Origin of the sequence: Nonomuraea glycinis, from assembly GCF_014646515.1 — a bacterium.
Classification (GTDB): domain Bacteria; phylum Actinomycetota; class Actinomycetes; order Streptosporangiales; family Streptosporangiaceae; genus Nonomuraea; species Nonomuraea glycinis.
In genome coordinates this window covers 1-11428 of record NZ_BMNK01000017.1, presented here as the reverse complement: position 1 = coordinate 11428, position 11428 = coordinate 1, and the positions used below count along the sequence as shown (strand labels likewise).

Here is an 11428-nt window from a genome sequence, read left to right as displayed (position 1 = left end):
TAGACGGTCGGGCCTTCATCAAGCTCGATCCGCCAATAGGTGGAGATGCCTGCGGCGGCATAGGCCTCACTCTTGGTGGTGCCACATCGTCCAGAATGCGCTGGAGGCGAAAGATGACGCGCTGATGCAGCGGAGTCGGGGCAGGGCTCACCAGAAGGCTTCCGTTGAAGAGCTCATATCGGTTCCCGTCATCGGGAAACTTGAGCAGGTCATCGACAGTGAACGGAGGCACGCCCGGCAGAACCGTCCGTGCGGTCGTCGGTTCGGTCGCCATCGTGGTCACCCACTCAGTATCGGGAATCGAGCCCTTTCGCACATGCTACTTACCCGAAGTCGATTACTCTCCGCCCCAAGGTCGCCACGCTTCGGCGCCGCGCCGTACCGACGTGTGGACCGCGCGCGCCAGCCGCGCTCCCCACGGCGACCGCGGCCCGCCGAACAGCTCCTGCGGCCCGGTGTCCGGGACGGCCAGGCAGAGGGCGTCGGAGGCGGTGCCGGTACACGGGAAGCCCGCCTCCAGCAGCGCCTGCGTCTTGGCCTCGGTCATCGTCATCACGGCGTTGACCAGGGCGGCGTCGGTCATGGCGACCGGCAGCACGGCGACGATGTTGATCGTGCCCACCCGTGGAGCGCCCAGCATGGGAGCGAGTTCGGGGTCGGCGGCGCCTTCGGGGGCGGCGGCCCAGGTGGGGACGCGTAAGCCGACCGTGGCGACGGCTTCGACGCCGCCGTCCTCGGCATGGACGTTGCGGTCGACGGAGGCGGCGGTCATCATGCCGACGCCGTCGCCGCCGGGGCCCAGCTCAGCCAGGTGCTCGACCGGGTCCATGCGGGAGTAGCCGGCGACGACCTGGGCGTTGAGGATCCACTCGCGGGGGCCGATGCCGCCGCCGAGCATGGCCGAGGAGATCATCCGCCAGCCCGGCCCGAACTCCCAGAGCAGCGCGCCGAGCTCGACGCCCTCCTCGGTCCTCGTGGTGAGCTTCACGGTTCTCCTCTGACGAGGTGGACGACGGGCCGCCCGCCGGGGCCCTGCTCGATCATGACACGGGCGTCGAAGTGGCCGCTGACGAGCGGCACGGTGAGCACCTGGGCGGGTTCGCCGCAGGCGACGGCGCGGCCTTCGGCCAGCAGCAGGAGGTGGTCGGCGTACTGGCCGGCGACGGTCAGGTCGTGCAGCGTGGTGACCACGGTGAGCTCGTCGGCGAGCCTGAGCCGGTCGACGAGTTCGAGCACCTGCTGCTGGTGCCCGAGGTCGAGGGCGGTGGTGGGCTCGTCGAGCAGCAGCACGGGGGCCTGCTGGACGAGCGCCCGGGCGAGCACGACACGCTGCCGCTCGCCGCCGGACAGCTCGCCGAGCCTGCGGGCGGCGAACGGGGTCAGGTTGAGCCGGTCCAGCACGGACCCGGTGACGTCCCGGTCGGTGCGGCTCTCCCGGCCGAGATAGGGGATGTACGGGGTACGGCCGAGCAGGGCGTAGTCGAAGACGGTCATGTCGGGTGGCAGCGCGGGCGTCTGGGGGGCGTAGGCGACCAGGCGGGCCCGGTCCCTGGGGCTGAGGGTGCCGGACGGCCTGCCGTCGAGGGTCACCTCGCCGCGGTGGGCGAGCAGGCCCATGACGGCCTTCAGCAGGGTCGACTTGCCCGCGCCGTTCGGGCCGATGACCGCCAGCCAGGCGCCGCGCCGTACCTGGAGGTCCACGTCGGTGAGCACCTCGCGCTCGCCGAGCCGTACCGACAGACCCTTGACGGCGATCATGTGGCGGTCCGCCGCGTCATGCGCAGGACGGCCACGAAGAACGGCGCGCCGACGAACATGGTGACGACGCCGATGGGCAGCTCGGCGGGGGCGATCACGGTGCGCGCGGCGAGGTCGGCGAGCACCAGGAAGGCGGCTCCGCCGAGCAGCGACAGGGGCAGCACGCTGCGGTAGGAGCCGCCCGCGAGCCGCCGTACGACGTGCGGGACGACGATGCCGACAAAGCCGATGAGCCCGCTGACCGCCACCGCCGCCGCGGTGGCCAGACTGGCGGCCAGCAGGACGAACAGACGCACCCGGGACGCCCGCAGGCCCAGGCTGGTCGCCTCCTCCTCCCCCACCGACAGCACGTCCAGCATCCGGCCGTGCAGGAGCAGCAGCACGGCCGAGACGACGGCGTACGGCAGCACGAGCCAGAACTGGTCCCATCCGCCGCCGACGTCGCCGAGGATCCAGGAGTAGATGCGCTGCAACTCCTCGACCTTGAACTGCTGGATGAACGTCTGGATGGCGGTGAGGAAGGAGGTGACGGCCACCCCGGCGAGCACCAGGGTGGCGGTGCCGCCGGAGCGGCCGGCGGTGTTGCCGAGCGCGTAGGCGAGGAACACGCCGCCGACGGCTCCGGCGAAGGCCGCCGCCGGGATGTAGGCGGCGAGCGCCGGCAGCAGCACGATGGTCACGGTCGCCATCAGCCCGGCTCCGGCGGCGGCGCCGAGCAGGTACGGGTCGGCGAGCGGGTTCCTGAACACGCCCTGGTAGCCGGCCCCCGCCATGGCCAGCAGACCGCCGACCACGGCCGCGACGAGCACCCTGGGCAGGCGCAGCTCGTACAGCAGTCCCTGCTCGATGGGCGCCAGCCCGGAGTCGACGGTCAGGAACGGCAGCCAGTCCGCCATCTGGAGGATCACCTGCCAGGGTGAGATGTCGGCGGCGCCGCCCAGCAGGCCCGCGACCATGGACGCGGCCAGGACCACCAGCGCGCCGGCCAGCCAGAGCGGCCGGGCGCGTGATGGGGTGACCTCGGCGGTCAGCGCCACTAGCGCGCGGCCGCCTTCGTGACCGCCGCGCCGATGCTCTGGGCGAGGTCGACGACGCGGGGCCCCCAGCGGGAGGCGATGTCGTCGTCGAGCTCGACCACCTGGTCGTTCTTGATCGCGGACAGGCTCTGCCAGCCTGGCCGCTTGGCCAGGGCGGCCTTGTTCTGCTGGCAGCACTTCACGTCGGCCAGGAAGATCAGGTCGGGGTCGGCCTGGGCGACGAACTCGGCCGACAGCTTGGGGTAGCCGCCCGCCGCGTCGGGGGCCTTGTCGGCGATGTTGGTGACGCCGAACAGGCCGTAGAGCTGTCCGATGAACGTCTTGGACGTGGCGGCGTAGGGCGTCTGGTCGAGCTCGTGGTAGTAGGTGAGGTTCTTGGCCTGGGGCGCCTCGGCGGCCAGTTTCTCCAGGGAGGTCTTCATGCCGCTCACGACCTCGTCGGCCTTGGCCTGGTTGCCTGTGGCGGCGCCCAGGTCGGCGATCTCGTCGTAGGCCTCGTCGAGCTTGGTGGCGGCGGGCTCCCACAGGACGGGGACGTTCACCTTGCCCAGCTCGGTGATGATCTGGTCGATGTCATCGGAGACGACGACCAGGTCGGGCTTGTGGGCGATGATGGCCTCGACGTTCGGCTTGAAGCCCGACAGGTCGGTCTTGGGCGCCTCGGCCGGGTGGTTGGAGCGGTCGTCGACCGCGATCACCTGGGGGCCGGCGCCGATGGCGAACAGCGTCTCGGTGTGGGTGGCGGAGAGCGAGATGATCCGCTCCGGCCGCTTGGGGATGGTGATCGTGCCGTTGGCGGCCTCGACCGTGACGGGGAAGGCGGCGCCCGGGGCGGCTGAGGAGGAGGAAGCGGCGGGGCTGGCGGCGGGGGTGGCTGTTGTGCTGGTCTGACCGCATCCGGCCAGCACCAACGTTCCCAGCAGCGCGCCCGCGAAGACCGTGCGTACGGGCCTCACGAGATGTCCTTTCACACTGTCGGAACCGAGAGACCCGCGAAGAGCGACGGATCACCCTTTTCCACGAGGGTTGATGACGTCACGCAGAGGCAGGCGACCTGGCTATGACAGTTGCGGGACAGCGCCGGACTCACACCGGACTTCGCTGCAGCACTGCGCGTCGGACAAACGCTATCAATGCTCCAGATGGCACCTTGAGTCAAGGGGTCAGGAGTTGCTTCTCCGCCTCGGCGATGATGTGCTGCAGCCTGAGCCCGTGGGCGGCGTCGAGCGGATGCCCGCCGCCCTGCCGGACGGTGTGGGCGAACTCCTCGGCGACCTTGGCCAGCGGGTCGTCGTCGCCGCCTCGCTGCAGGACGGCGCTGCCCTTGGCGCCGTAGACCGCGATGCTGGCCGGGGGCATCTCGCCGACGCCCGCCTGGCACAGCGACGCCTCGCTGACCGCGCCGCTCTCATGCTCCAGCAGCAGCCCGGCCCAGCGCAGCGGGTGCCCGTGCGCGCGCACCCCGGTCACCGGGCCGAGCGCGGCGTCGAGCAGGTCGATCATGTGCGGCCCCACGTCCAGCAGCGCGCCGCGCTCCAGCCGCCACGGGGTGGCGAACGGGTGGTCGCCCATCAGGGAGGCGGAGATGTTGGCGGCGTGCCCGCCGAACGGCTCGATCTCGGCGCACCGGGCCAGGAACTCCCTGGTACGGGCGGCGTACCTCAGGGTGAGCACCATCTGGGTCGGCACGCCCGTCTCGGCCACCGCGTCGGCCAGCCGCCGCGCGCCGTCCAGCGAGTCGGCGAGCGGCTTCTCCAGCAGCAGCGCCTTGCCGGCCCGCGCGGCGCGCACCCCCAGCTCGGCCTGTACGGCGGGCGGCACGCAGAAGGCGACGGCCGCACAGACGTCGAACAGCTCCTCGACCCGCTCGAACACGGGCGCCCCGAGCCGCGCCGCCACCTCGGGCCGCCGGGCCCAGACGCCGGCGAGCCGGGTGTGCGGGCTCTTCGTCAGCATCGGCACGTGCGCCATCTTGGCCCACGGCCCCGCCCCGATCAACCCGACAGCCACCGGCTCCATACAAATCCCCCTAAATCGCTCTTTGTACGACTTTCTCACGAGATCAACCCGCTCACCAGGTATATCCGGCCGCGCGGTCAACCCGCTCACCCGAGACCGTACGGAAGGCGGGATGCCAGGTTCCGTCCGCTCGGCCACGTACGTATGGGCGTGCAGGATGCCGGGTTCCGCCCGTTGTGCTCTTCCTGGCGGGCGGCGTGACCCGGCAGCTCGCCATCGTCGCCGAGGCGAGCCTGCTGGTGATGACCATGTTGACGGTGCTGGGGTCGGCCTCCGCCGAGTTCGGCCTCGCGCACCTGGCCGCGTACCTGCTGCCGATCCTGTTCGTCCTCCCCCTGGGCGTCCTCGTGGACCGGGTGCGGCGCGGGACGGCGCTGACGGTGATCGGATGGCTCGCGGCGGGCCTGCTCACCTCGCTCGCAATGGCCGTCTGGCTGGACGCGGTCACCCTGCCGCACGTCGTGCTGGTGGCGACGGGTGTGGGAATGCTGCGCCTCTCGGGCGAGCTCGCCCAGGACGCCTATCTGCCCGCGGCCGTCGGGCGGGACCGGTTCGTCCCGGTCAACGCCGTGCTGTTGGTCGTGGGCGGTCTCAGCTCCTTCGGCATCGTCATCCAGTTCTACGGCTCCCCCAGAGCGATCGCTGTGGCCGCCGGCGTCGCGGCCCTGGGGTTCGCCGCTTCCGCGTGGCTGTTCGGCCTCGTCCACGCGCCCGAGGAGCCCGCGCCGCCCAGAACCGGGGTATGGCGGGAGGCCGTGGAGGGGGTGCGGTTCACGCTGACCCATCCGGTGCTGCGGGCGATCGTCGTGTGCCTGTTCGGGCTGACCGCGATGCAGGGGCCCATCGAAGAGTTCGCCGTCACTCCGCTCCTGGCGGAGGAGGGTGGGGAGGTCACCCGGCCGGAGGCCGGCCTGTCATGGTCGGTGTCCTTGGCGACGCCCATCGGCGCCGTCCTCGCCATGCTGCTGTACCGGCGGGTCGGAACGTTCCGGCTGGCGTGGGCGGCCGTCCTGGTGAGTCAGCCGTTCGCGCTGCTCGTGCTGGCCGGGATGGACTGGGGTCCGATCTGGTACGTCCTCGGCCGGCTGGTGCCCTGGGCCGGGGCGGCCGTGGCCGCGGTGACCCTGCTCAGCCACCGCCAGGCGATCACGCCGAGCCGGTTGCTGGGCCGGTCCGGCGCGACGCTGATCATCGCGCTGGTGGTGGCGGAGGTGGCCGGGTCGTTGCTGGAAGTGCTCGCGGAGTCGCTGCTGGGGCAGCAGGGGCCGGGTGACGCGGGCGGCTGGCCGGTCGTGGTACTGGCCACGGCGGCGGTGCTCGCGTGCGCCGTGCCGATGTTCCGGTTGCGTCGGCTGAGCCACCCGGCCGAGGCCGGGCCCCCTTCCGACGCGGGAACCTCCTGACAGACGCGGAAGCCTCCTGACAGACGCGGGAACCTCTCGACGAGCGGGAAGCCCTTCGGCGGACGGGAAGCCTTCACCACTCCACGGGCAGGGTCGTCAGTCCTCGGCCCACGAGCGACTTGCGGTAAGTGATCGGCCCAGGAACCAGGCGCAGGGCTGGTAGGCGGTGGGTCAGGGTGGTGAGGGCGGTGCGGAGTTGCAGGCGGGCCAGTGCGGCGCCGACGCAGAAGTGGATGCCGTAGCCGAAGACCAGGTGCGCGTCGGCGTTGGGCCGGTCGATCAGGAAGCGGTCCGGATCGGGGAAGACGGTCTCGTCGTGGGCGGCCGAGTCGGTGGACAGCAGCACCAGCGACCCCGCCGGGATCACCCTCCCGTGCAGCGGAATGTCGGTCCGGGCGTAGCGGAACGAGCCGAGCGAGGCGCCGTCGATGCGCATGCACTCCTCGGCCGCGTTCGGGATCAGCGCGGGCGGCACCGGCCAGCAGTCTTCGCGCAGCAGCCGCAGGACGGTGTTGCCGAGCTGGTTGGGCACGGTGTCGTTGCCGCCGAGCAGGATGGTGGAGATCAGCTCCACCACCTCCCGGTGGCTCAGCTCGTCGCCGATCAGCGCGGTCATCAGCGAGGTGAAGTCGTCGCGCGGCTCCTTGGCCCTGGCCGCGACCAGCCGATCCACGTAGTCCAGGTAGGTCAGGAAGCTGTCGGCCAGGTCGAGCTGCCGCTCCGGCGACTGCGGGGACAGGAAGAGCTGGAACCAGTCCTTGACGTGCGCCTGGACGAAGTCCTCGTCCGCCTCCGGCACCCCGATGAACCGGGCGGTCAACTTGATCGACGGCTCGTGCCCTAGGTCGGTCACGAAGTCGGCGCTCCCCCGCGGCTCGACCCGGTCCAGCAGGTCCTCGTTCAGCTGCCGGAAGCGCCGCTCCAGCGCGGCCACCGCGCGCGGCGTGAACGCCCGCGACACCGACCGCCGCAGCCGGGTGTGGTCGGGCGGATCGACGTTGGCCACGAAACTGGACAGGAACGAGCCGTGCTCGCCCAGCCTGTCCCGCGTCCGCTGGGTGAGGCTGCGCGAGATGGTCAGCGACCCCTCGGAGGAGAACCGCCGCGGATCGCCGTAGGCCGCCCGCACGTCGGCGTACCTGGTGAGCACGTACGCGCCGAGGTGCTCGCTGGGGAACACCGGCCGCTCGCGGCGCAGCCTCGCCAGGAAGTCGTACGGCGCGGCCACGTGCCAGTCGGAGCTGACGTCGAAGTCCTCGATCATCCGAAGATCCTCCGCGGGTTGTCGACGAGCATCTGATGGATCTGGTCCTCGGTGACGCCGCGCCCGCGCAGCTCGGGCAGCACGTCGCGGGAGATGTGCAGCAGGTGGTAGTTCGGGTGCCGCCGCCGTACCACGTCCTCGTCAAAGCGGTCGTTGAAGCAGTAGGAGTCGTGCCCGAGCACCAGCCGGCCGGCGTGCCCGCGCGCGCACAGCGCCGCCACGGTCGCCACCCGGTCCTCGAACGGGCTGATGGTGTCGATGCCGAAGCGGTCCATGCCCAGATACGAGCCGCCCGCGATGAGCTCCTCCAGGTAGGCCAGGTCCGTGGAGTCCCCGGCGTGCCCGATCACCACCCGGCCGAGGTCGACGCCGAGTGAGGCGAGCAGCCGCTGCTGCTCCAGGCCGCCTCGGGACGGGCTGTGGGAGTGCGTGCTGATGGGCGCGCCGGTCTCCAGGTGCGCCTCGGCGACGGCCCGGAACACCCGGGCGCAGCCCGCGGTCATGCCGAGGTGGTCGGAGGCGCACTTGAGGATGGCCGCCTTGACGCCCGTCCCGCCGATGCCCTCGGTGAGGTCCCGTACGAAGAACTCGCTGAGCCGGTCGGGCCCGCCGAACAGCGTGCCGGGGCCGCGGTTGGCGAAGTACGGCGGCAGCGCGTCATAGGTGTAGAGGCCGGTGGCGGCCACGATGTTCACCCCGGTCCGCTCGGCCACCCGCCGCACGGCCGGGACGTAGCGGCCGAGCCCGACCACGGTCAGGTCCACGATGGTGTCGACGCCCGCGGCCCGCAGCGCCTCCAGCTTGGCCGCCGCCTGCCCGGCCCGTGCCTCCAGGTCCCATCCTTCCGGGATGTCCGGCCAGTTCCACAGGATCTCCGGGCTGAGGCCGAAGACGTGCTCGTGCATGAGCGTGACGCCCAGCTCGGCGACCGGCCCCCTCACGGTCTCGGGCACGGGAACCTCGGATGCTCGAACGGCTCGTTCACGACCAGCCCCAGCCCGTCGGTCTGCTGGTACGGCGCGCCGGTGTAGCGGGCGTCGGCGTCGAAGTAGGTGACGGTGAACGACAGCCGGGGGCGGTCGCGGCGGTTGGCGGGCGCGCCGTGCACGGTCAGCGCGTGGTGCGCGGTCGCGTCGCCCGCCTTGAGGTCGAGCGGCGGCGACAGCTCCAGCTCCTTGAGCCAGGGGTGGCGGCTGAGCTGGTCGTCGCCCGGCCGGGTGAAGCTGCGCCCGAGCAGCCCGTGCCGGTGCGAGCCGCTGTAGAAGCGCAGCGACCCCATGTCGGCGGGGACGTCGGCCAACGCCAGCCAGACGGTCAGCATGGCCGAGCGGTCCATCGGCATCCACGGGAAGTCCTGGTGGAACTGGGTGGCGCCGTGCTCGCCCGGCTCCTTGACCAGCAGGTTCGTCACCTGGACGCGCACCGCCCGGACGTCGCGCAGCATCCGGGCGGCGTTGCGGCCCATGGCGGGGCTCAGGGCCAGCGCGCCGAACAGCTCGTCGGCGGCGGCGATGTCCCTGGACTGCCCGAAGGCCTCGTCGACGAGCGTGGTGCGCCGCCTGTCCCGGCTCCGGAGCCGGTCCACGGCCCGCTCGCGCAGCCGGTCCGCCGTCTCCGGAGCGACCAGCCGCGGCAGCCGTACCCAGCCGTGCTCGTCGAAGAAGCTCACCTCGTCGTCGCTCGCGCGACGCGCCGGGACGTCCATGCCGCCCAGTCTGGCACTAGAGCAAGCGCTTGGTAAGTCCTAGGATGCCTGCGACGTGCCGATGCGGTCAGGGAGGTTCTCGTGCGGCGGTTCAGGTTCGGGGCTGTGGTGCGGGAGGCGGGGTCGGGCAGGGAGTGGGCGGACCTGGCCCGGCGGGTCGAGGGGGCCGGGTTCGACGTGCTGCTGGTGCCCGATCATCTCGTCGGCGACCGGTTCGCGCCGCTGCCGGCGCTGACCGCGGCCGCCTGCGCGACCAGCCGGCTGCGGGTGGGCACGCTGGTGCTGGCCAACGACTTCCGACAGCCGGCCGTCCTGGCCAAGGAGCTGGCCACGCTGGACGTGCTCTCCGGGGGGCGGCTGGAGATCGGGCTCGGCACCGGCTGGATGGCCGCCGACTACGAGGCGGCCGGGCTGGCGCTGCGGCCGCCGGGGGTCCGGGTGGACCGGCTGGAGGAGGCCATCGCCGTCCTGAAGGGGCTGTGGAGCGGGGAGGAGTTCAGCTTCTCGGGCGCTCACCACACGCTGCGGGACATGCGGTTGCGGCCCCGGCCCGTGCAGCGCCCGCACCCCCCGCTGCTGCTCGGTGCGGGCGGGCCGCGGATGGTACGGCTGGCGGCCAGGCAGGCCGACTCGGTGAACCTGGCGATGCGGGTACGGGCCGACGGCCGGGGCCCCGACCCGCGCGACGGCGGCGCCGGGGCTTTCCTGGCCAAGCTCCAGTCCGTACGGGAGGCCGCCGGCAACCGCTACGACCGGCTGGAGCTCGGCACGAGCGTCGTCGAGGTGGGCGAGCGCGGACCGGCGCAGGCCTGGAGCGCGGCCGACCGGCCGAGCCTGGAGGGCACGCCCCAGGTGCTGCTCGGGACCCGCCGCGACATCGTCGACCAGCTCCGCCACTGGCGCGACGAGCACGACGTCTCCTACTTCGTGGTGCACCACGAGCGCGACCTCGACGCCTTCATCCCCATCGTGGAAGAACTCGCCGCGTCGTGAGGGGTTCGGCGCGAGGGCGGTGCCGATGTCCCTGGAAGGGCGCTATGTCGCGAGGATGACTTTGCCGGTGTCCGTGGAAAGGGCGCTATGTCGTGAGGACGACCTTGCCGATCGTGTTCCGGCTCTCCAGGGCGGCGTGGGCGGCGGCCGCGTCGCGCAGCGGGAAGGACTGGACGGCGGGCGTCAGGCGGCCGGCCGCCACCGCCTCCAGGGCTTGGGCACGCAGCTCCGCCATGCCGCCCGGCCGGCTCAGCAGGTGCCCGATGCCGTCATGGGAGGTCACCTCCCGGGCCGCCAGCTCCTCCTCGGCCGGATGGAACCACTCCCCCGCCGCCTGCCCGAACACGACCTGGCGGCCGCCCTTGCCGATCAGTTCGAACGCCTCGCGGCCGAGCCGGCCGCCGACCCCGTCGAAGACCAGGCTCACCTCACCGACCGCCGCCCGAGGTCAGGTCGGCGGCTACCACCCGCCGCCCCACCAGGGCGGGGCCCACGCCCGCACCGGCGGATTCGATCACCCCCCGCCACCTCGCCGCCGAGGATCACCGGCAGGCCGGGCACCGGGTGCGGCCCGACGGGCACGCCCCTGTGCAGAAGGGTAAGAACTGTTGCTTGTTTTGGGTAGCCAATGAGCTACTTAGCGTTACGATCTCTGTATGGCTCTGTTGAGGGGTTGTCTCCGGCGGCGCAGCGTCTGGGGGTTCATCCGATGACGTTGCGCCGGTGGGCGATCGAGGGGCGTGTTCGGTTTCGGGTGGTGGGCGATCAGCAGCCGGAGCGCCGGTTCGACGAGCGGGACCTGGACGCGTTCGCCGGGGTGTTGCCGTCGGAGCGGGATCGGGTCGAGGTCGCGTACGTGCAGGTGTCGGGGTCATCGGGACACGAGTCGTCACTGACGGCCCGAGCCGAGGAACTCGCACGGACCAGCGCGTCGGGGATCATTTGCGTGTATGCGGATAGGGCTGGTGGGTTGCGGAAGAGTCGGCCCGGGTGGGCGAAGCTGCGCGAGGATGCCGCCGCTGGGAAGTTCACCGTGGTCCGCCTCACCCACGAGGATCGGCCAGCTCGGTTCGGGGTCGGCTGGCTCACGATGCCGCTCGCCACCTGCGGGAGTGCCGGTGGGTAAGCAGACCGCGACGGCGACGTGTACCGCCTACCGGGCGATCGTGGAGAAGACCGGCGTGGTCGTGCCCACAGAGGCGTTGGCGGCGCGGGTGGGCTGGCTGACCACGCTCACCCAGACACTGGC

At 71.9% G+C, this 11428-nt stretch carries 12 protein-coding genes; 3 read left to right on the top strand and 9 right to left on the bottom strand.

Annotation, left to right across the window (positions count from 1 at the left end; translation table 11 throughout):
* Window positions 1–337: 337 nt before the first annotated feature.
* The 5 genes from IEY87_RS35360 to IEY87_RS35340 form a co-directional block, all read right to left on the bottom strand.
* Entirely contained in the window at window positions 338–988 is a 651-nt protein-coding gene (locus IEY87_RS35360) for an adenosylcobinamide amidohydrolase (RefSeq protein ID WP_189143190.1), read from the bottom strand.
* Entirely contained in the window at window positions 985–1758 is a 774-nt protein-coding gene (locus IEY87_RS35355; RefSeq protein ID WP_189143189.1) for an ABC transporter ATP-binding protein, read from the bottom strand. Before IEY87_RS35355 ends, IEY87_RS35360 begins: the two co-directional genes overlap by 4 nt.
* Window positions 1755–2714, bottom strand: coding sequence for a FecCD family ABC transporter permease (locus IEY87_RS35350; RefSeq protein WP_189143380.1), 960 nt, complete (start codon window positions 2712–2714; stop codon window positions 1755–1757). The genes IEY87_RS35355 and IEY87_RS35350 overlap by 4 nt, the downstream gene beginning before the upstream one ends.
* A gap of 80 nt (window positions 2715–2794) precedes the next feature.
* On the bottom strand, window positions 2795–3751 hold the full coding sequence (locus tag IEY87_RS35345; protein WP_189143188.1) for an ABC transporter substrate-binding protein: 957 nt from the start codon (window positions 3749–3751) through the stop codon (window positions 2795–2797).
* A 199-nt stretch (window positions 3752–3950) separates the two neighbouring features.
* Window positions 3951–4814 carry a Gfo/Idh/MocA family protein gene (locus IEY87_RS35340; protein WP_189143187.1) on the bottom strand — a complete coding sequence of 288 codons (864 nt, stop codon included), beginning with the start codon at window positions 4812–4814 and terminating at the stop codon, window positions 3951–3953.
* 176 nt (window positions 4815–4990) lie between these two features.
* Between IEY87_RS35340 and IEY87_RS35335 the strand changes: the two genes are divergently transcribed.
* Complete coding sequence (locus IEY87_RS35335; RefSeq protein ID WP_189143186.1) at window positions 4991–6217, top strand: MFS transporter; 1227 nt, start codon at window positions 4991–4993, stop codon at window positions 6215–6217.
* Window positions 6218–6290: 73 nt separating this feature from the next.
* Here the strand turns inward: IEY87_RS35335 and IEY87_RS35330 are convergent, their stop codons facing one another.
* Genes IEY87_RS35330 through IEY87_RS35320 form a run of 3 tightly spaced genes read right to left on the bottom strand, consistent with a single transcriptional unit; the run spans window position 6291 to window position 9186 of the window.
* Window positions 6291–7481, bottom strand: a complete 1191-nt coding sequence (locus tag IEY87_RS35330; protein ID WP_189143185.1) for a cytochrome P450 — start codon at window positions 7479–7481, stop codon at window positions 6291–6293.
* Window positions 7478–8434: a phosphotriesterase family protein gene (locus IEY87_RS35325; RefSeq protein WP_225277981.1), complete on the bottom strand. Its 957-nt coding sequence runs from the start codon at window positions 8432–8434 to the stop codon at window positions 7478–7480. Before IEY87_RS35325 ends, IEY87_RS35330 begins: the two co-directional genes overlap by 4 nt.
* Window positions 8419–9186, bottom strand: a complete 768-nt coding sequence (locus tag IEY87_RS35320; protein ID WP_189143184.1) for a phytanoyl-CoA dioxygenase family protein — start codon at window positions 9184–9186, stop codon at window positions 8419–8421. The genes IEY87_RS35325 and IEY87_RS35320 overlap by 16 nt, the downstream gene beginning before the upstream one ends.
* A gap of 81 nt (window positions 9187–9267) precedes the next feature.
* Between IEY87_RS35320 and IEY87_RS35315 the strand changes: the two genes are divergently transcribed.
* Complete coding sequence (locus IEY87_RS35315) at window positions 9268–10179, top strand: TIGR03621 family F420-dependent LLM class oxidoreductase (RefSeq protein ID WP_225277982.1); 912 nt, start codon at window positions 9268–9270, stop codon at window positions 10177–10179.
* Between the two features lie 85 nt (window positions 10180–10264).
* On the opposite strand, the gene IEY87_RS35310 is transcribed toward IEY87_RS35315, so the two are convergent.
* Window positions 10265–10606: a zinc-binding dehydrogenase gene (locus IEY87_RS35310; protein ID WP_189143183.1), complete on the bottom strand. Its 342-nt coding sequence runs from the start codon at window positions 10604–10606 to the stop codon at window positions 10265–10267.
* Between the two features lie 282 nt (window positions 10607–10888).
* Between IEY87_RS35310 and IEY87_RS35305 the strand changes: the two genes are divergently transcribed.
* A complete protein-coding gene (locus IEY87_RS35305; RefSeq protein ID WP_189143182.1) occupies window positions 10889–11305 on the top strand; it encodes a recombinase family protein in 417 nt (138 codons plus the stop codon).
* Window positions 11306–11428 lie beyond the last annotated feature (123 nt).